Raw genomic sequence first — 17,409 nt, forward strand, 5'->3', positions numbered from 1 at the left:
CACAAAGCCCCATCGGGAGCGATAAGATGACCCACAGTATGGCCCTAAGCTGGAGTTCCCCCACGTTCCTGGTGCGCGAAAGGCTGCTGGAGCTCCTGCCCATGACCACCGGATACGTGGTGTTGTTGCAGGCCCCGGCGGGTTTTGGCAAGAGCGTGCTGGCCGGTCAGCTCGCGGCCCGGCTGGGCTGGCGCACCCTTTGGGCCTCGAGCCTCCTCGGTGACCCTAAGGACCAGGTGGCACGGGCCTTGGGCCTGCCTTCCGAAGCCCCATGGGCCCCCCTCATTGAGACCCTGGCCCAGGAACCCACCCTCTTGGTGCTGGAAGACCTGCGGGGCGACGAAGCCCTCTCCCCCCTCCTGCGCACCCTACCTGCGCTGGTGCTCCTGGCCAGCCGGGAGGCTTTGGGCTATCCTGAGCTGCCCAAGCTCCGGGCTGAGGGGCGTCTGATACAGCTTGGGGCCCTGGAGCTGGCCTTCACCCCCGAGGAGGCCAAGGCCCTCTTCGCCGGGCGGGACGACTGGGAAAAGGCCTACCGGATGACCGGGGGCTGGCCGCTGCCCCTCTACCTCTCGGCCTTCACCCAAGAACCCCCCGACGCCTCAGCCCTGCTGCGCGGACTGCGGGACAGCCTGTCCCCACCCGCCTTTCGCGAAGGGCTGTTGATGAGTGTCCTGCTCTACCTGCCCGAGGGAATAGCCACCGAGGCCACCCACGAGCTCTTCCAAAAGGGCCTGGTGCGCAAAACCCCAGAGGGCTTCCAGCTTCACGACCTGCTCAAGCGCATGGCCCAGCAAAGCCTGATCCAGGAGGTACGGGCGGTAGTGCGGACCGAGCAGACCCGGCTGCCCCCCGGCCTGCGGGCCGAGGCCCTCTGGCAGGCTGGGCTCCACCAGGAGCTGCTGACCCTCCTGGAAGAGCCCCGCACCCTGGAGATACCCCCAGAGCGGCTGGTGGCCTGGCGGGGCCTTTTGGAGAAGGGGGGGGCCCGCGCCCGGCTGCGCCTGGGGGAAGCCCTGCTCCAAAGCGGCGACCGGAGCGGCTTTGCCCTCCTGGAATCCCTAACCGACGCCGAGGAAGCCGGGCTGGCCCTTACCGCCTTGGGCCACCTGGCCTACTACTACGCCGAGCCCATGCTGGGGAAAGACCTGGAGCGGGCCCGGGGCTACCTGAAACGGGGCCTGGAGCTCTTACCCCGGGTTTCCCCCGAGCTTGCGGGGCGCTTTCTCAACGACGCGGCCCGCATATTCTTTGAAGGCGGCGAACCCAAGGAGGCCGAGAGGCTCCTGGCAAAGGCCCTGGAGCTGCTGCCCCCGGGCAGCCCCTTCCGCCTAGCCCCCCTTAACAACCTAAGCCTGCTGCGCTTTGAGCTGTACGGCGACCTTTTACAGCGGGTGCGCACCTTAGAGGAAATCATCCCCAGCCTCACAGGCCCCCTGCAGAGCAACCGGCCGGGCAGCCTGCGTGACCTGGGCCGGCTGTACCTGCTTTTAGGGGAGCGCCAGCGGGCTGAGACGTACTTTGAGGAAGCCGTCCACACGCCGGGCAACCCCTTGGCCAGCCTCGAGGCGGAGATGTACCTGGCCTACCTACAGGAAAACCCCGAGGCCTTGGAGCGGCTGGTAAGCCGGGCCGGGCTGTGGGAAAGCCCCTACCTGGTGGAGCGGGGGCGGGCCTTCCTGGCCCTGCTGCAAAAAGACCCCGGCTGGGTAGAGGGCCTGGAGGGCTTTTTTGCCGGGCTGGCCCGGGCTGAGCTGGGAAAAGACCTAAGCGCCCTGCCCCCCTACCCCACCAACCGCGAGGAGCGGCTGCACTGGCACGTGGTGCGGTACCGGATAAGCCGGAACATCCAGGACCTAGAAGCCCTGCTCCACCTAATCCCCCACCAGGCCAGGCGTGTTCTGCCCGGCCTGCTGCGGCTGGAGGAGCTGCCCCCGGACCGCCCCGAGCTGGCCCAGGCCTACCCCTTACGGGAGGTGCTGGCCTCGGGCTGGCAGGCCGCGGTTCGGCTGCGGGCGCAGGAGATACCCCCTTTGCGGGCGCAGGTCCTGGGGCGTTTCAGCCTGCAGGGGCCGCTGGGCAAGGTGGCGCTGGAGGGACGCCGGCGAGAGGTGCTGGCCCTTTTGCTGTTGGGCCTAAGCCGCAGCGAGGTGGCCTTTGAACTCTGGCCCGACCTGGACGAGGAGAGCGCCCGCAACAACCTCTCGGTTTGGCTGAACCGCCTGCGCAAGAGCCTGGAGCCCTGGGGGGTGCCTACCTATCTACAAAACGACAGGCTGGTGCGGGTAGAAAGCGACCTCGAGCAGCTCGAGGCCGCCTTGGAAGTGGGCGCAGCCCCCCGGGTGCTGGAGCTCTACCACGAGCCGCTGATGCCGGGGGTGTACCTGAACGCCCTAGAGGAACGCCGGCACGAGCTAAGGGCAAAGGTGCGGGGGCTATTCCTGCAGCAAAGCGAGCCCCACTACCTTCGGCGCCTACTGGAGCTGGACCCGCTGGACGAGGAGGCTTTCTCCCGGCTGGTGGAGCTTCACCTGCTGAGGGGTGAGGAGGCTCGAGCCCTAGAACTCCAGCGCGCCTGGCAAAGGCGGCTTCGCAAGGAGCTAGGCCGCACCCAAAGAAGCCCCAGCTGAAGCAGGCTGTCTGGCTTTGCGCCTCAATGCCCTTTCCAGGGGAAAACCCCAAGCGTATGCTCTAGGGGTGCTGCCCTTCTTGCTCTCCTGGTTGCACGCCACCAACGACCTTTTCGGGGCCTTCCTCACCCCCTTATTGCCCAAGCTCCAAGCCGCCTTCGGCGTGAGCTACGGCGCCGTTTCGTCCCTGGTGGCGCTACAATCCCTCACCGGTAGCCTGCTGCAGCCCCTAGCGGGCCTGGTTGCCGACCGCTACGACCGGCGGCTGCTGGCGGCTTTAGGGCCCCTGCTCATGGCCCTGGGCGGTGGCCTGCTGGGCTTTTTCCCCAGCCTCTGGGTAGCCGGGATCATGCTGGCCCTCTCGGGGCTGGGCTCAGCCCTGTTCCACTCTGCGGGAGCGGCCCTGGTGGGCCAGTACGCCGACCCTGCCCGGCGGGGCTTCTGGATGAGCTTCTTTGGTACCGGGGGGTACATCGGCCTGGCCCTGGGCCCGGTGGTCTCGCTGGCGGTGGTGAACCAAGGCGGCCTGAAGGCCCTGGCCTGGCTCATCCCCTTGGCCCTAGTACCGGCTTTGCTCCTCCTGCGCCAGGCCCCTCCTGCCCGGCCCCAAGGCCGGCCCTCCACCTTCCGGGACGTGGGCCGGGTCTTCCGGGGCCAGGTGGCCCGGCTGTGGGCCGTCTCCACCCTCCGCAGCGTAGTGTTCATGAGCTTCTCCACCACCATCCCCTTCTGGTTCCACCAGCGGGGCCTCCCCGATGCCCAGGTGGCCCTGGCCCTCTCGGTCTACAGCGTTTCAGCCACGGTAGGGGCTTTTCTAGGGGGTACCCTCTCCGACCGACTGGGGCGGCGCAACGTGCTGGTGGGAACCATGGTTTTCGCCATTCCCCTCTACTTGGCGCTGCTCCTGGTTCCGCCCGAGAACCCCCTGTACGTGGGCCTGCTGGCCCTCACCGGGGCCCTGATGAACGCTGGGGTACCGGTGGCGGTGGCCATGGCCCAGGAACACGAGCCTGCCCAGATGGCCACCGTCTCGGGGCTGCTGATGGGCTTCACCTGGGGTTTCGCCGGGCTCCTCTATGGGGTGGTGGGACCCTTGGTAGAGCGCTTCGGGGTCGTTGAGAGCCTGAGCCTGCTGGGCCTGCTGCTGGTACCGGCCCTCACCCTGTCCCTATCCGTGCAGGAGGCAAGGGCAGCGCCCCAGCGGGCCTGAGGTGGGGTCCTATAGGCGCTTGGCTATACTGTAGGCCATGGAGAACCCCACCGTCTTCGGCAAAATCATCCGCCGCGAGCTTCCCGCCGACATCGTCTACGAAGACGAGGAGTTCATCGCCTTCAAGGACATCAGGCCCCGCTCCAAGGTGCACATCCTGGTCTGCCCCAAGGAGTACATCCCCACCCTGGCCGACTACCCAGACACACCAGAGGGGGCCTTAAAGCTGGGCCGGCTGATGCTCACCGCAAACCGGATTGCTCGAGAGATGGGCCTCGAGGGGTATTTCCTTAGGATTCACGTAGGCGAAAAAGGCGGCCAGGAGGTTTTTCACGTGCACGTACACCTGCGCTCCGACGCCTAGCTTAGGCCTTGGGCGGCTCGCCCTGACGGGTGAGCTGGGACTCCTGGATGCCGGCCTGCTTGAGCACCTCCTCGGCGATAAGGATGGGCGCCCCAGCCCGGATGGCCAGGGCCATCCCGTCGGAGGGGCGGCAGTCTACCTCGTACTCCATACCGCGGTGCTCCAACACCAGCCGCCCATAGAAGGTGCCCTCCTTGAGTTCCACGATCTCCACCCGCAGCACCTTCACCCCTAGGAGCTCGAGGGTGTTGTAGAAGAGGTCGGGCCCTAGGGGACGGGGCGGCTTCTCACCGGAAAGGTGGATCATGATGTTCTGGGTCTCCAAGGCCCCGATCACCACCGGCAAAACCAGGTTGTTCTCGGCCTTGAGCATCACGATCAGGTTGCCGTTTCCGGGGTCAACCCCCATACCTTCGATGCGCGCGGGCACCATGCTTTGAGTATACGCCCCTGAAAGCGGCAAAAGTGTGCCGCAAAGCAGGCCCTTGCTTTTACCCCAGCAGCCTATAAACTATGGCCGTGAAAACCTATCCCGTAGAGATTGCCGGCGTGCGCCGGGAGCTTCCGGTGGTGCAGGTAGGGCCCGACGTGGCGGTAGCGCTGTTCAATATGCTGGGGGATACCGAGGTGGTCGAGCGGGCCGCAGCGGCCCTGGCCGAGCGCCTTCCCCCCGACATTGACACCCTGGTCACCCCAGAGGTCAAGGCCGTCCCACTGGCCCACGCCCTCTCCCGTCTGAGCGGCAAGCCCTACGTGGTGGCCCGAAAAACCGAGAAGCCCTACATGATCAACCCCGTTTCCCGCACGGTCATCTCTATCACCACCGGCAAGCCTCAGCTCTTGGTGCTGGACGGCAGCGACGTGCCCCTCATCAAGGGCAAGAAGGTGGCCATCGTAGACGACGTGGTCTCCACCGGCAGCACCCTAAAGGGCCTATCCGACCTCATCAGCGAGGTAGGGGGCCAGGTGGGCGCGGTGCTGGCGGTGTTCACCGAGGGCTCCCCGCGGGATGATGTGATTGCCTTGGGCCACCTGCCCTTGTTCAAACCGGAGTAGGCCTTATGCGTATACTCATCCTGCACCGATAACCTAAAGGGAAGGAGTCTTTTTATGGAAACCTACCCCATCACAATTGGGAAAATCACCCGTCATGTGCCGGTGGTGGAGACCCTGCCGGGGGTGCACATCCCGCTGGTGGAGATCATGGGCGATGTGGAGCTGGTGCAGGCCGCTGCCGAGGGCTTGGTCAAGCACCTCCCCCCCGAAACGGACGCCTTGCTGACCCTGGAGACCTCCCCCATTGTGCTGGCCCACGCCATGAGCGCCATCTGCGGCAAGCCCTACGTGGTGGTCCGGCGCAAGCGCCGCCCTTACATGCAAGACCCCATCATCCAGGAGGTGGAATCCCTCACCCTGGGGGTGAGCGAGACCCTCTGGCTGGACAGCCGTATGGCTGAGAAGCTGCTGGGCCAGAACGTGGCCTTGGTCTTTGACGTGGTTTCCTCAGGGGGCACCATGCGGGCCCTCGAGAAGGTAGCCCAACGGGCAGGGGCCAACGTGGTGGCCCGTCTGGCGGCTTTTCACCAGGGCAACAGCAAGCTGCCCGTCACCTTCCTCTCGGCAATTCCCATCCTGCAAACCGCCTAGCCCGCGGCCTTCTCCTGGGAAAAAAGCCAGCGAACAAAGGTGGGGTCTCGGTAAACCCTGTCCCACACGTTGTGTTTCTCGGTGGGATACTCAGTAAAGTGGGCCTGGGTGTTCCCCGCTTTGGCCAAGGCATCGGCCAGGGCGCGAGAGAAGCTCACCGGGACCACCTCGTCGGCAGCCCCGTGAAAGTTCCAGATGGGCACCTTGGAGAGTCGCTGCCAGACCCAAAAAGGGTCGGCAGCCCCACAGATGGGAGCCACCGCAGCAAAGCGCTCCGGGTACAGACAGGCCAGGTTCCAACAGCCATAACCGCCCATCGAAAGACCGGTCAGGTAGACCCGCCGGGGGTTGGTGCGGTACTGCGCCTCCACCCGGTTCAGCAGCTCACAGGCCTTCTGCAAAACTTCCCCCCGCCACCACTCCCCTTTAGGGCACTGGGGCATTAAGACCACCGCCGGCCAGCCTTCAGGGTTTTCCTGTATAGCCGGCCCCAAACCCACCCGGGTCTGCTTTTTCCCATCGCCGCCCCGCTCACCGGAACCGTGGAGAAAGAGCACCAGGGACCAACCCCCCTCAGGGGGCTCCCCTTGGGGAAGGTACAGGGCGTAGGGCAACAGGCCGCGGGGCTTGCGGTAGAGAAAGGGCATGCCCAAAGTCTACCGGAGGGCCCACCCTACACCAACACCGGCTCCTCGTAGACCCCGTACACCGCCCTGAGTTCATCCATCATCTCGCCCAGGGTGCAGTAGGCCAGGGCGCAGTCCACAAAGTAGGGCATGGTGTTGCGGCCTTCTTTGGCGGCCTGCCGCAACGCCGCAAGGGCCTGCTTCACCGCCTCGGGGTCGCGCTCGCGGCGCACCCGAGCCAGCCGCTCGGCCTGCACCCGCTCCACCTCGGGGTCAATGAGCTGGATGGGCACCTGCAAGCCCTCGTCCTGGAAGGCGTTCACCCCCACGATGATGCGCTCGCCCCGCTCGACTTCCTGCTGGAAGCGGTAGGAGGCGTCGGCGATCTCGCGCAGGAAATAGCCCTCCTCAATGGCCCGCACCACCCCGCCCATGCGCCGGATTTCCTCAATGATGGCCATGGCCTGGCGCTCCATCTCGTCGGTGAGCCACTCCACGTAGTAGCTGCCCCCCAGGGGGTCGGCGGTGTGGGTCACGCCCGACTCGTAGGCGATGATCTGCTGGGTACGCAGGGCAATCTTGGCACTTTCCTCGGTGGGCAGGGCCAAAGCCTCGTCGTAGGCGTCGGTGTGGAGGCTGTTGGTCCCCCCCAGCACGGCCGCCAGGGCCTGGATGGCCACCCGGGCGATGTTGATGAGCGGCTGCTGGGCGGTGAGGGAGACCCCGGCAGTTTGGGCGTGGGTGCGGAGCATCCAGCTTTGCGGGTTCTTGGCCCCGTAGCGGTGGCGCATCTCCTTGGCCCAGATGCGCCTGGCGGCGCGAAACTTGCAGATTTCCTCAAAGAAGTCGTTGTGGGCGTTGAAGAAGAAGGAGATGCGGGGGGCGAACTCGTCGATGTCCAGGCCACGCTTTAGGGCCCACTCCACGTACTCAAAGCCGTCGGCCAGGGTGTAGGCCAACTCCTGCACGGCGGTGGAGCCCGCCTCACGAATGTGGTAGCCCGAGACCGAGATGAAGTTCCACTTGGGCACGTGCTTGGGCCCCCACTCAAAAGTGTCGATGACCAACTTGACGCTGGGCTCGGGTGGGAAGATGAACTCCTTTTGGGCAATGAATTCCTTCAGAATATCGTTCTGGATGGTGCCGCCCAACTTTTCCCAGCGGTAGCCCTTTTTTTTGGCTGCGGCCAGGTACATGGCCCAGATAGCGTTGGCCGGGCTGTTGATGGTCATGGAGGTGGTGACCTCCTCCAGATTGATGCCATCAAAGAGGATTTCCATGTCGGCCAGGCTCGAGACCGCCACCCCGCACTTGCCCACCTCGCCCTTGGAGAGGGGGTGGTCGGAATCGTAGCCCATCAGGGTGGGGAGGTCAAAGGCCACGGAAAGTCCCGTCTGACCCGCCTTGAGGAGTTTTTTGAAGCGCTCGTTGGTCTGCTCGGCGGTACCAAAGCCGGCGAACATGCGCATGGTCCAGAGCTTGGAGCGGTACATGGAGCCGTAGACCCCCCGGGTGTAGGGGTACTCCCCTGGGTAGCCGAGCTTCCCCTCGTAGCAAAAATCCTTCAGGTCCTCGGGGGTATAGAGGGGCTCCGGGGCGATATCCGAGAGGGTGCGGTGGGCCACGGGACGCTCAGGCATCTTTTCCACCGACTTCCGGTAGGTCTCCCGCATCCAAGCATGCTTGGGTCTAGGCTGTGCCATGGCCAGATTATATAACGTATTTATCTCAGAAGTGTGTTATTCCGTTAGATTGACCGCCTTGTGGCCAAAAAAGTGGGGATGGGCGCAGCCATCCCCCAAAATGGGCAAAGAAGGGCTACATCACCTCAGGGGCTTTCAGGCCCAGGAGGCCCAGGCCCTGCCGTAGGGTCTGGCGCAGGGCTGCGACCAGCGCGAGCCGCACCCCTCGCAGCCCCGGAGGTGCGGTGAGGACCGGGGTAGCGGGCTTTCCCTCGGGGGTCTTGGCGTTGTAGAAGCTATTCCAGGCCGCCGCCAGGTCCAGAAGGTACTGAGCCAGGAGGTGGGGGGCCCTAGCTCGGGCCGCCTCCTGCACCACCTCCCCAAAACGCAGGAGGGTCTTGGCCAGGGCAACCTCGTAAGGGGTGGCCTGGGCAAGGTCAGGCCTCTCCCCCAACAGGTCCATCTCCTCGGCCTTGCGCAGAATGGAGCCAGCCCGGGCATAGGCGTACTGCACATAGGGGCCGGTGTCCCCCTCCAGGCTCAGGGCCTGCTCGTAGCGGAAGTCTATCTGCTTTTTGGCCTCGGTCTTGAGCATGGCAAAGCGCACCGCCCCTACGCCAATCTGCTCGGCGGCCTCCTCGGGGCTGGGGTGATCGGGGTTTTTCTCGGCGATTACCGCCCGCACCCGCCGCACTGCCTCGTCCAGCACCTCATCCACCGAAACGGTGATGCCTTTCCGCCCAGACATCTGCTGGCCCTCCAACAGGACCGTTTCATAGGCCAGATGGAAGCAACGCTCTGCCAAGTCATGCCGTCCTTCGACCTCGAGCGACGCCTGCACCACCCTCAGGGCGTGGCTCTGGCGGGCATCCACCACGTTGATGGTCTCCTGGGCCCCGCCGAAGGGCATGGGCTCCCCTTGGGGATGGGTACTGTAGAGGGGGGCCCCGCTGGGCTGGGTGTCGTAGAGGCGGAACCTGAGGCCTTCCAGAAGCCCCATCTTCCAGAACTGCAGCGCAATGTCCTTAGCGGTGTAGGTGGAGGTACCGTTGGAGCGGATGAGCACCAGGTAGGGGTCCTCCAGCCCTGGGATAAAGGGGCTGGTGTCCATCACCAAGGCCCCCGCGTACTTACCCTGGCTGGGGCGAAAAACGTAGGGGGTGGCCTCTAGGGCCCGCATGGCCTTTTGCAGTAGGCCTTCCCGCACGATGTCCGACTCCCAGACCAACGCGTCGTACTCAGCCCCTAAGCGGTACATGGTGAGGAGCTGGGCCCGCAGAATCCGGTCCACCTCATCCCTAAGCTCCCCGGCCTCCAAGCAGTGTAGGGTGGCCTGCACCCCCGCCTCAATCTGGGCCTTCTGCTCGGCATCGGCCATGGCCCGGTGGAGCCGCACGTAGGCCTCCCCCACCCAGTGGTCGTACTTGACCGAGGGGTCTGGGTCCTTGAGGCCAAAGTACGCCAGTGCGAAAAGGCTCTCCGCAGCCTGACGCCCGGTGTCGTCAATGTAGTTCATCACCTCCACGCGATGCCCCACGAAGCGCAGGATGCGGGCCAGGGAATCGCCCAAGCAGATGTTGCGCAGGTGGCCCACGTGCAGTTCCTTGTTGGGGTTGACCGAGGTGTGCTCCAGGAGAACCTTCCCCCCCTTGGGGGCAAAGGGGGGAAGGGGGGCAAGGGCGTTTTCCAGAAGGAAGGCGGGCTCGAGCTCAAAGTTCAGGTAGCCCCCCACCACGAAGGCCCGCCGCACCCAGGGGGGCAGCACGATGCGCTGCAGGAGCTCAGTGGCGATCTGAGGGGGGGGCTTGCGCAGGGCACGGGCCAGGCTCATGGCCAGCGGCGTGCCGTAGTCGCCCTCCTTGTCCGGCGGGGTCTCCTGGACCACCACCTCGGGCAGCTCATCCAGGCCGAGGGCGAGCAGGGCTTCTCTTAGGGCCTGCTTGAGCTGGGCTTTGATGTCCTGACGCGGCGCCAACACCGCAATAGAATAGCAGAGTTCAGCCTCACTCAAACCAGAAGGACTGGGCGAGCTGGCCCACCGGCCGACCGGTGATGCGCTCCACCGCCTCGGGCAAAAGGGGAAGGAGCACCTCGAGGGAGTCCCGGCAGGCCTGGGGCCCCCCGGGCAGGTTCACGATCAGGGTCTTGCCCCGCACCCCCGCCACCCCCCGCGAGAGGGCAGCCAAGGGGTTTTTCTTGTAGGCTTCCCGCCGGATAAGCTCGGCGATGCCCGGGGCCTCTTTTTCCAGCATCTCGCGGGTGGCCTCGGGGGCGTGGTCGCGGCGGCTTAGGCGGATGCTGCCGCTGGTGAGGACGACGTCCAGGCCCTCGCGGTCCGTCCACAAGCGCAGCACCCGCTTAATCTGGGCGGGTTCGTCGGGCACGATCTCGTAGTGGGTAATCTCGTAGGGGCCCAGGGCCAGAGCCTCGCGAATGGCCGCGTAGGCCAAATCTTCCACCTCGCCGCGGGCCTCGCGGTCGGAAATGGTCAGCACGCCCACTCGAATCACCCCTCCAGTCTAGCCCAACAGGATGGTAGGTTTGGGTTATATGTGGCACCAGAGCGTCCCCCTGGAAGGCCGGTTCATCCTCCTAGAACCCCTGCGCTTGGAACACGCCCCGGCGCTGCTCGAGCACTATGACCCCAGGATGGTCCAGTACCTGAGCAACGCCCCCCAGGAGGCCAGCTTGGAGGCCATGGAGGGCTACATCCGCTCGCTCCTCGCGGCCCCTGACCGGGTCAACTGGGCCATCGTGGACAAGGCCAGCGGCCGCATGGCTGGGCGTACCGGCTACGTGCGGGTCAACCCGACCTACCGCTCTGTGGAAACCACCACCTGGATATTCACCCCCTTCCAGGGGGGGTACGCCAACCCCGAAAGCAAGTACCTGCTGCTCAAGCACGCCTTTGAAACCCTGGGGGCCATACGGGTGCAGTTCCGCGCCGATGCCCGCAACCTGCAAAGCCGCCGGGCGATAGAGAAGCTGGGGGCCACCCTTGAGGGAATTTTGCGCAAAGACCAGATATACCCCAACGGGACCGTGCGGGACACCGCCATCTACTCCATCCTGGACGAGGAGTGGCCCCAGGTGAAGGCCCGGCTCGAGGCCCGGCTGTACGGAGCGGAGCCTAGCGCCTGAACTCCAGGAGCTCGCTGCTGATCCCTCCGAAGCTGCCCTCGCTCACCTGCTTGACCACCCCTACCCCCTCAGCGAACCAGTAGGTGGCCCTACCCCCGAAGCCGATGCCAAACTCTCCTCGGAAACTGGCCTCAACCCGCAGGGCCTCAAATCGCCCCGCCGGAACGGTGATGTCCTCCTTGGCCACAATGCGGTTTTCCACCTCAAGGAAGCCCTGCAGCTCAAAAAAGGCCACCCTCCCCTTTAGCTCGTAGCGGTAGTTCCAGGCCTCTCCCACCCGCCAGCGCTCGCCGCTGGGGAGCACCACCCCCTTGAGCCCGGTGAACCGCAGGCTCCCCCCGGGGATGGCCCGTTCCCCTTCCGGTAGGGTGCGCAGCCCCTGGGGGGTGCAGGTCCAAGGGGTGGTCTCGGTGCGGTCGGGAAACTCCCGCCGCTCCAGAAGGGTGTTGGGGCCTGTGGGGGTAAAGCTTTGCAGGTAGGTCCGGTTCTCTCCCAAAATCCGGTAGCGCCAGCGCAAGCCCGGGTCGGTGGGGTAAAAGGCCGTGGAGCACGCCAGGGCCGGGCCAAGGACTGCCATGCTAAGGAGCAAAAACCGCATCAGGGCCAGTCTGGCCAAAAAACCCCTAGGGGATGTTGGCCCGACCAACAAAACCAACCTGGAGGCCGTAGAATAGCCCAATGCGTGCCCCTGGCGTGCAAAGCTGGAAGCCCCACCCCAACGGTCCCGGCCACAGCGTGGTGGGCGAGGTGTGGGTCTACGAAGGGTTCTACAGCCCCGAGCTGGGCAACCGGCGGGACATCCTGGTCTACCTACCGCCCTCCTACCGCCAAAGCGCGGGGCGCTATTCGGTTCTTTACATGCACGACGGACAAAACCTCTTTGACCAGGCCACCAGCTACGTGGGGGAGTGGGGGGTGGATGAGAGCATGGAGGCCCTGGCCAGGGAGTCGCTGGAGGCCATCGTGGTGGGCATCCCCAACATGGGCCTGGAGCGGCTGGACGAGTACAGCCCCTTCCGCGACCCCCGGTACGGGGGAGGGCGGGGGAAGCAGTACCTGCGCTTTTTGGTGGAGACCCTAAAACCCTTCATTGACGGGGAGTTTCGCACCCTGCCCACCCGCGAGCACACCGCCATCGCGGGCTCCTCAATGGGCGGGTTTATCAGCCTCTGCGCCTACCACCTTTACCCCCAGGTCTTCGGCCGGGCCGGGGTGATGAGCCCCTCCTTTTGGTTTGCCGAAGGGGCCATCTACGCCCTCATAGAGCAGGCCCCGCGGGCACCGGGTCGGCTGTATATGGACGTGGGCCACCTGGAGCAAACCCTCTCCGGACGGGAAGCCCACCGCTACCTAGAGGATGTGCGCCGCATGCACCGTCTGCTTCTGCGCAAGGGCTGGCGTCCGGGGGTGGACTACCTATACCTGGAGGACGAACACGGCGCGCACCACGAAGCCCACTGGGCCCGGCGCTTTCCCGGAATGGTGCGCTTCCTGCTGGGCCAGGGGTGGTTGAGCCCAGGGCCCAAAGCCGATACCCTTTAGCCGGTATGCGCTCCGACACAACCGCCCGGCTGCTCATCACCTGTCCTGACCGACCCGGCATCGTGGCGGCGGTCTCGAGCTTCCTCTTCCACCACGGGGCCAACATCACCGCCTTGGACCAACACTCCACCGACCCTGAGGGAGGGCTTTTCTTCATGCGGCTGGAGTTTCAGACCCCCCACCTGGACGTCTCCCGCGAGATTCTGGAGAAAGCCTTTGCCGAGACCGTGGCGGCCCGCTTTGAGATGGACTGGCGCATCGCCTATGCCGCCGACCTGAAGAAGGTGGGCATCCTGGTCTCCAAGTACGACCACGCCCTGCTGGAGTTGCTCTGGCGCCACAGCAACCGGGAGCTGCCCTGCGAGATTACCCAGGTGGTCTCCAACCACCCCGACCTTAGGGCCGAGGTGGAGCGCTTTGGCATTCCCTTTCACCATGTCCCGGTGGAAAAGGATAAGAAGGAGGAGGCCGAGGCCCGAATGCTGGAACTCCTAGCGGGCAGCGACCTTTTGGTGCTGGCCCGCTACATGCAGATTCTCTCCCCAAACTTCGTGGCCCACTACCCCAACCGCATCATCAACATCCACCACTCCTTTCTCCCCGCCTTCGTGGGGGCCAACCCCTACAAGCAGGCCTACCAGCGAGGGGTAAAGATTATCGGGGCCACCGCGCACTACGTGACCGAAGAGCTCGATCAGGGGCCCATCATAGAGCAGGATGTGGTCCGGGTCTCCCACCGGCACGACGTGGCCGACCTGGTACGGCTGGGCCGGGACCTGGAGCGCACCGTGCTGGCTCGAGCGGTGCAGTGGCACCTGGAGGACCGCATCATCGTCCACGGCAACAAGACCGTGGTCTTTTCATAATCGGGGTTCACGCCGTCTTCACCGAGCCTGGCTACACTAGAGGGAGGAGGTTTTTGAGATGCGGATGAGAAACGCTTCGCTGCTCCTAGGGTTGCTCCTGATGGTAGGGGGCGGGGTGGCCTGGTTCAACCTGAGCAAGAGCCAAAGCCCCTCTGCCGAGCCTGCGCTGCAGGCCCAGACGCAGCCCTTTGACCAAAACCGGGCCTTCTTGGAGAACGAGCGCAACACCATAGAGGTGGTCCAGCGCAGCGGGGATGGGGTGGTCTTCGTGGCGGTGCGCAGCACCCCGCAGGTGAGCCGCGACCTGGGTTTCTTCGCACCCTTCCTCCAACCCCAGCCCCAGGAGGGCTCGGGCTCGGGCTTCGTGCTTGACCAAGACGGCCTTATCCTCACCAACTACCACGTGATTGAGGGCGCCAACCAGATAACCGTCCGCTTCCACAACGACCCCAAAAGCTACCCGGCCCGCGTGGTGGGCACCGCCGAGCCGCTGGACCTGGCCCTCATCCGGGTACAGGCCCCCCGCGACCGGCTCAAACCTATGCGGCTGGGCGACTCCGACCAGGTGCGGGTGGGCCAAAAAGCCATCGCCATGGGCAACCCATTCGGGCTGGAGTTCACCGTGACCGAGGGCATTGTCTCGGCCATCCGGCGCAACCCCAACGACGGCAGCGGCAGCGGCAAGGGGGCCTTCGTGCCCACCGTGATTCAGACCGACGCGGCCATCAACCCGGGCAACTCGGGAGGGCCCTTGCTCAACTCGAGGGGCGAGGTCATCGGCATCAACACCTTTATCTACAGCTCCACCGGGATGCTCGGAACAGCCCAGTCGGCGGGCATTGGCTTCGCCATCCCCATCAACCTGGCCAAGCAATACCTGGCCGACCTGAAGGCCGGCAAGAACATCACCGCCGAAGAAATCGTGCGCTCCCGGCCCCGCCTAGGGGTGACCCTCTCCCTCCTCTCTATGGCCGAGTACCCGGAGAACATCCGTCGCCAGAACCGCCTGCCCGACACGGGGCTTATGATCCAGCAGGTTGAACGGGGCAGCCCCGCCGAGCGGGCCGGACTGCGGCCAGCCACCCGCACCGTGCAGCTTCAGCTTCGCACCGGCCAGGTCATTGAGCTGGGGGTGAACGGGGACATCATCCTGGAGGCCGACGGCAACCCCATCGGGAACATCAACGACCTGCGGGCGGTGCTCCTCTCCAAAAAGCAGGGGGAGGCCGTGACCCTAAAGGTCTGGCGGGAGGGGCAGACCCGCGAGGTGCGGGTGGTGCCCCAGATCATCCGTTAGAGACCATGCGCCTGGTCAGCCTGACCTGCTCCAACACCGAAATCGTCTGGGCCCTGGGCTGCTTGGACTGGCTGGTGGGGGTGGACGACCATTCCGATCACCCCCCGGAGGTGGCCCGGCTGCCCCGGGTGGGGCCGGACCTGCAGGTGGATCTGGACAAGGTGGAGGACCTTAGGCCTGACCTGGTGCTGGCCAGCTTGAGCGTGCCGGGCATGGAGCGGGTGGTGGAGGGCCTGCAGGCCCGGAGAATTCCCCACCTGGTGCTTGACCCGCAAAGCCTCCAGGAGGTCTACGGCGACATCCTACGGGTAGCCCAGGCGCTCGGGGTGGTGCAACGGGGCAGCTTGGTGGTGCGGGCCATGCAGCAGATGCTGGCCCGGGCCCGGGGCTCCCTCCCCCACTGGGTCAGGCCTCCCCGGGTGATGGTGGAGTGGTGGCCCCGGCCCATGATTGCGGCGGGGAAGCATAGCTGGGTAACGGGGCTGCTCGAGGCCCTAGGGGCAAAAAACGCCTTCGAGCACCTGCCGGTGCGCTCCAAACCCCTCACCCCCGGCGAGGTGGAGGAGGCCCAGCCTGACCTGATCGTGGTCTCCTGGTGCGGGGCCAAAAAGCTCCGCCCAGAGCTGGTGCTGCGCCGGGGGCTGGATGTCCCGGCCCTGCGCAACCAGCAGATCTTCGCCCTCCCAGAGGCCTTTCTGGGGCGGCCGGGGCCGCGGCTGGCCGAGGGGGCTGTGAGGCTGGCCGAGGCCTTGCGGGGGGTTCCGGTCTTCGCTCGAGGGACCGGTTGAGCCGGGCTAGAGGCGGCCACAATGAGGGCCCTCAAGGTAACCGTCTTCTGGGTGCGCCCGCCCGAGGAGGCACCCCTGCCGGAGGCCCGGTCCACCCTGGAGTCCTTGCTGGCCTCCTTCTACCAGGCTTTTCCCGAGTACGCTGGGGCCCTGGCCTTCAGCCAAACACCCCACCCGCCCCGCCACGTCTTCTTGTACGTGGGCCAAGACTGCAGCGGCTTGCTCCCAGAGGCGGGGCGGTTCTTGCAGGAGCTCTTGGAGCAGGCCTTCCCCCAAGGCGAGGTGCGGGCTTACGGCAGGGTCTGGCTTGACTAGGGCCTGATAAGGGTGATGGTCCCACCCTGCCCCAGCCTCCCGCTCCCCACCGCCAGCTCGCCTTTGCTCCCCCAGGCCACCGCATAGAGGGGACGGACGAAACCCGAGAAGTCCCGAAGGGGCTGGCCCCAGAGGCCCCAAAGCCGAAGGCTCTTGTCCCAGCCCACGCTGGCCAGCCTTCTTCCCTCGGGCGAGAAGGCCAGGGCCCGCACGGGCTCCCGGTGCCCTTCCAGGACACCCTTGAGGGCCCCTGTCCGGGTCTCCCAAAGCCGCACCCGCAGGTCGTGGCCAGCGGTGGCCAGGGTCCGTCCATCCGGGCTTTGGGCCAGGCCGTGGATGCTCCCCGGATGGGCCACCCGGCGCAAAAGCCGCGGCCCCTCGGGGCCCAAAGCCCACCAGGCCAGGCTTCCATCGCTGCTGGCACTGACCAGAACCCAGCCCTCCGGGGTGAAGGCCAGGCCCGTGACGTGGGACTCGTGCGCGCGGAACTCCAGCCGCTTCCACCCCCCCTGCCAGTCCCAAAGCCGCACCAACCGGTCCCGACCTCCCGTGGCCAGGCTCCGCCCATCGGGGCTAAAGGCCAGTGAGCCAACCCCGTTCTCGTGGGCCTCTAAGACCCGCTCCAGGCGGCCGCTCTCCACGCGGTAGATGCGGGTCAGGCCGTCCCGGCTGCCCGCGGCCAGGTATCGCCCATCCGGGCTAAAGACCAGGGCCACCACCTCCAAGGTGGCCTCGCCCAGCCTGCGGACGGGCTGGCCCTGGCGGCTCCAGAGCCACACCTCCCCCTCCCAACCCCCGCTGGCCAGGAGGTTTCCGTCCGGGCTGTAGGCCAACGCCGCCACCGAGGCCGCTGGGGGCTCGAGGGTGCGCAGGAGGCCTCCCTGGAGGCTCCAAAGCCGGGCTCGAGCGTCGTCGTGCCCGCTCAAAAGCCGCCCACCCCGCACCGCCAGGCTCAGCACCGGTGCGCTCTCCCAGGCCGCCTTAGGGCGCTCCCCCTCCCAGCGGACAATCCGCCCGTCCTGGCCCCCGCTGAACAATCCCTCCGGGGCCCAGACCAGGGCGCTCACCGCCAGGCGGTGGGCAGCGAACTGCCGGACAAATAGGCCCTCTTGGCTCCAGCGATGAACCTGCCCCTCGCGGTCGCCGGTGAACAGGCCCTCAACCCCCCAGGCCAACGCCCGGACCGAAGGCCGTCCCAAAAGGCTCAAAAACCTATCATCCTCCGGGCTCCACAGGACCACCCCGTCCTCGCCCCCTCCGGCCGCAAGCCTCCCATCGGGGGAAAAGCCCACCCCGTAGAC

At 65.9% G+C, this 17,409-nt stretch carries 18 protein-coding genes; 11 read left to right on the forward strand and 7 right to left on the reverse strand.

Annotated elements, in window-relative coordinates:
- The first annotated feature begins 38 nt into the window (after positions 1 to 38).
- From Mlute_RS00750 to Mlute_RS00760, 3 genes are all read left to right on the forward strand, one after another.
- Positions 39 to 2,630 carry a tetratricopeptide repeat protein gene (locus tag Mlute_RS00750; RefSeq protein WP_119358867.1) on the forward strand — a complete coding sequence of 864 codons (2,592 nt, stop codon included), beginning with the start codon at positions 39 to 41 and terminating at the stop codon, positions 2,628 to 2,630.
- Between the two features lie 67 nt (positions 2,631 to 2,697).
- Positions 2,698 to 3,840 carry an MFS transporter gene (locus tag Mlute_RS00755; protein ID WP_119358868.1) on the forward strand — a complete coding sequence of 381 codons (1,143 nt, stop codon included), beginning with the start codon at positions 2,698 to 2,700 and terminating at the stop codon, positions 3,838 to 3,840.
- A 37-nt stretch (positions 3,841 to 3,877) separates the two neighbouring features.
- Positions 3,878 to 4,204: a histidine triad nucleotide-binding protein gene (locus Mlute_RS00760; protein ID WP_119358869.1), complete on the forward strand. Its 327-nt coding sequence runs from the start codon at positions 3,878 to 3,880 to the stop codon at positions 4,202 to 4,204.
- 1 nt (position 4,205) lies between these two features.
- Here Mlute_RS00760 and Mlute_RS00765 read toward each other — a convergent pair whose 3' ends face one another.
- Entirely contained in the window at positions 4,206 to 4,637 is a 432-nt protein-coding gene (locus Mlute_RS00765) for a bifunctional nuclease family protein (protein ID WP_119358870.1), read from the reverse strand.
- A gap of 80 nt (positions 4,638 to 4,717) precedes the next feature.
- Here Mlute_RS00765 and Mlute_RS00770 point away from each other — a divergent pair, with 80 nt between their 5' ends.
- Entirely contained in the window at positions 4,718 to 5,260 is a 543-nt protein-coding gene (locus tag Mlute_RS00770; protein WP_182482436.1) for a phosphoribosyltransferase family protein, read from the forward strand.
- Between the two features lie 54 nt (positions 5,261 to 5,314).
- A complete protein-coding gene (locus Mlute_RS00775; RefSeq protein ID WP_119358872.1) occupies positions 5,315 to 5,851 on the forward strand; it encodes a phosphoribosyltransferase family protein in 537 nt (178 codons plus the stop codon).
- Here the strand turns inward: Mlute_RS00775 and Mlute_RS00780 are convergent.
- The 4 genes from Mlute_RS00780 to Mlute_RS00795 all read right to left on the reverse strand — a co-directional run bounded on the left by Mlute_RS00780 (position 5,848) and on the right by Mlute_RS00795 (position 10,669).
- Positions 5,848 to 6,498, reverse strand: coding sequence for a carboxylesterase family protein (locus Mlute_RS00780; protein ID WP_119358873.1), 651 nt, complete (start codon positions 6,496 to 6,498; stop codon positions 5,848 to 5,850). The two genes, Mlute_RS00775 and Mlute_RS00780, sit on opposite strands and share 4 nt — an antisense overlap.
- Before the next feature lie 26 nt (positions 6,499 to 6,524).
- Entirely contained in the window at positions 6,525 to 8,180 is a 1,656-nt protein-coding gene (locus tag Mlute_RS00785) for an acyl-CoA mutase large subunit family protein (RefSeq protein ID WP_119358874.1), read from the reverse strand.
- 115 nt (positions 8,181 to 8,295) lie between these two features.
- Positions 8,296 to 10,137, reverse strand: a complete 1,842-nt coding sequence (locus Mlute_RS00790) for an arginine--tRNA ligase (RefSeq protein ID WP_119358875.1) — start codon at positions 10,135 to 10,137, stop codon at positions 8,296 to 8,298.
- A gap of 25 nt (positions 10,138 to 10,162) precedes the next feature.
- A complete protein-coding gene (locus Mlute_RS00795) occupies positions 10,163 to 10,669 on the reverse strand; it encodes a MogA/MoaB family molybdenum cofactor biosynthesis protein (RefSeq protein WP_119358876.1) in 507 nt (168 codons plus the stop codon).
- Positions 10,670 to 10,691: 22 nt separating this feature from the next.
- Here Mlute_RS00795 and Mlute_RS00800 point away from each other — a divergent pair, with 22 nt between their 5' ends.
- Positions 10,692 to 11,300 carry a GNAT family N-acetyltransferase gene (locus Mlute_RS00800; RefSeq protein ID WP_119358877.1) on the forward strand — a complete coding sequence of 203 codons (609 nt, stop codon included), beginning with the start codon at positions 10,692 to 10,694 and terminating at the stop codon, positions 11,298 to 11,300.
- On the opposite strand, the gene Mlute_RS00805 is transcribed toward Mlute_RS00800, so the two are convergent.
- Positions 11,290 to 11,898 carry a TapB family protein gene (locus Mlute_RS00805; RefSeq protein ID WP_119358878.1) on the reverse strand — a complete coding sequence of 203 codons (609 nt, stop codon included), beginning with the start codon at positions 11,896 to 11,898 and terminating at the stop codon, positions 11,290 to 11,292. The genes Mlute_RS00800 and Mlute_RS00805 overlap by 11 nt on opposite strands.
- An 80-nt stretch (positions 11,899 to 11,978) precedes the next feature.
- On the opposite strand from Mlute_RS00805, the gene Mlute_RS00810 reads away from it, so the two are divergent.
- From Mlute_RS00810 to Mlute_RS00830, 5 genes are read left to right on the forward strand one after another with little or no spacing between them, the layout of a single operon-like run.
- Complete coding sequence (locus Mlute_RS00810) at positions 11,979 to 12,842, forward strand: alpha/beta hydrolase (RefSeq protein ID WP_119358879.1); 864 nt, start codon at positions 11,979 to 11,981, stop codon at positions 12,840 to 12,842.
- 5 nt (positions 12,843 to 12,847) lie between these two features.
- The gene (gene purU / locus Mlute_RS00815) at positions 12,848 to 13,708 is read left to right on the forward strand and encodes a formyltetrahydrofolate deformylase (protein ID WP_119358880.1); all 861 of its coding nucleotides are present in this window, start codon (positions 12,848 to 12,850) and stop codon (positions 13,706 to 13,708) included.
- A gap of 58 nt (positions 13,709 to 13,766) precedes the next feature.
- A complete protein-coding gene (locus Mlute_RS00820) occupies positions 13,767 to 15,005 on the forward strand; it encodes a S1C family serine protease (protein WP_119358881.1) in 1,239 nt (412 codons plus the stop codon).
- Positions 15,006 to 15,010: 5 nt separating this feature from the next.
- Entirely contained in the window at positions 15,011 to 15,793 is a 783-nt protein-coding gene (locus Mlute_RS00825; protein ID WP_119358882.1) for a cobalamin-binding protein, read from the forward strand.
- Between the two features lie 21 nt (positions 15,794 to 15,814).
- Positions 15,815 to 16,108 carry a hypothetical protein gene (locus Mlute_RS00830; protein ID WP_119358883.1) on the forward strand — a complete coding sequence of 98 codons (294 nt, stop codon included), beginning with the start codon at positions 15,815 to 15,817 and terminating at the stop codon, positions 16,106 to 16,108.
- On the opposite strand, the gene Mlute_RS00835 is transcribed toward Mlute_RS00830, so the two are convergent.
- On the reverse strand, positions 16,105 to 17,409 hold a 1,305-nt coding region (locus Mlute_RS00835; protein ID WP_147371015.1), incomplete at its 5' end, for a WD40 repeat domain-containing protein. The genes Mlute_RS00830 and Mlute_RS00835 overlap by 4 nt on opposite strands.

The sequence above is a fragment of the Meiothermus luteus genome (assembly GCF_003574085.1).
In the GTDB taxonomy this organism is placed as follows: Bacteria; Deinococcota; Deinococci; order Deinococcales; family Thermaceae; genus Meiothermus; species Meiothermus luteus.

Excerpts from the sequence above, each read along its gene's own strand:
- Mlute_RS00830 (WP_119358883.1), top strand. The coding sequence starts at position 15,815 with ATGAGGGCCCTCAAGGTAACCGTCTTCTGGGTGCGCCCGCCCGAGGAG.
- Mlute_RS00800 (WP_119358877.1), top strand. The coding sequence starts at position 10,692 with ATGGTAGGTTTGGGTTATATGTGGCACCAGAGCGTCCCCCTGGAAGGC.
- Mlute_RS00765 (WP_119358870.1), bottom strand. The coding sequence starts at position 4,637 with ATGGTGCCCGCGCGCATCGAAGGTATGGGGGTTGACCCCGGAAACGGC.
- Mlute_RS00785 (WP_119358874.1), bottom strand. The coding sequence starts at position 8,180 with ATGGCACAGCCTAGACCCAAGCATGCTTGGATGCGGGAGACCTACCGG.
- Mlute_RS00780 (WP_119358873.1), bottom strand. The coding sequence starts at position 6,498 with ATGCCCTTTCTCTACCGCAAGCCCCGCGGCCTGTTGCCCTACGCCCTG.
- Mlute_RS00820 (WP_119358881.1), top strand. The coding sequence starts at position 13,767 with ATGCGGATGAGAAACGCTTCGCTGCTCCTAGGGTTGCTCCTGATGGTA.
- Mlute_RS00760 (WP_119358869.1), top strand. The coding sequence starts at position 3,878 with ATGGAGAACCCCACCGTCTTCGGCAAAATCATCCGCCGCGAGCTTCCC.
- Mlute_RS00825 (WP_119358882.1), top strand. The coding sequence starts at position 15,011 with ATGCGCCTGGTCAGCCTGACCTGCTCCAACACCGAAATCGTCTGGGCC.
- Mlute_RS00810 (WP_119358879.1), top strand. The coding sequence starts at position 11,979 with ATGCGTGCCCCTGGCGTGCAAAGCTGGAAGCCCCACCCCAACGGTCCC.
- Mlute_RS00805 (WP_119358878.1), bottom strand. The coding sequence starts at position 11,898 with ATGCGGTTTTTGCTCCTTAGCATGGCAGTCCTTGGCCCGGCCCTGGCG.
- Mlute_RS00750 (WP_119358867.1), top strand. The coding sequence starts at position 39 with ATGGCCCTAAGCTGGAGTTCCCCCACGTTCCTGGTGCGCGAAAGGCTG.
- Mlute_RS00770 (WP_182482436.1), top strand. The coding sequence starts at position 4,718 with ATGGCCGTGAAAACCTATCCCGTAGAGATTGCCGGCGTGCGCCGGGAG.
- Mlute_RS00775 (WP_119358872.1), top strand. The coding sequence starts at position 5,315 with ATGGAAACCTACCCCATCACAATTGGGAAAATCACCCGTCATGTGCCG.
- purU (WP_119358880.1), top strand. The coding sequence starts at position 12,848 with ATGCGCTCCGACACAACCGCCCGGCTGCTCATCACCTGTCCTGACCGA.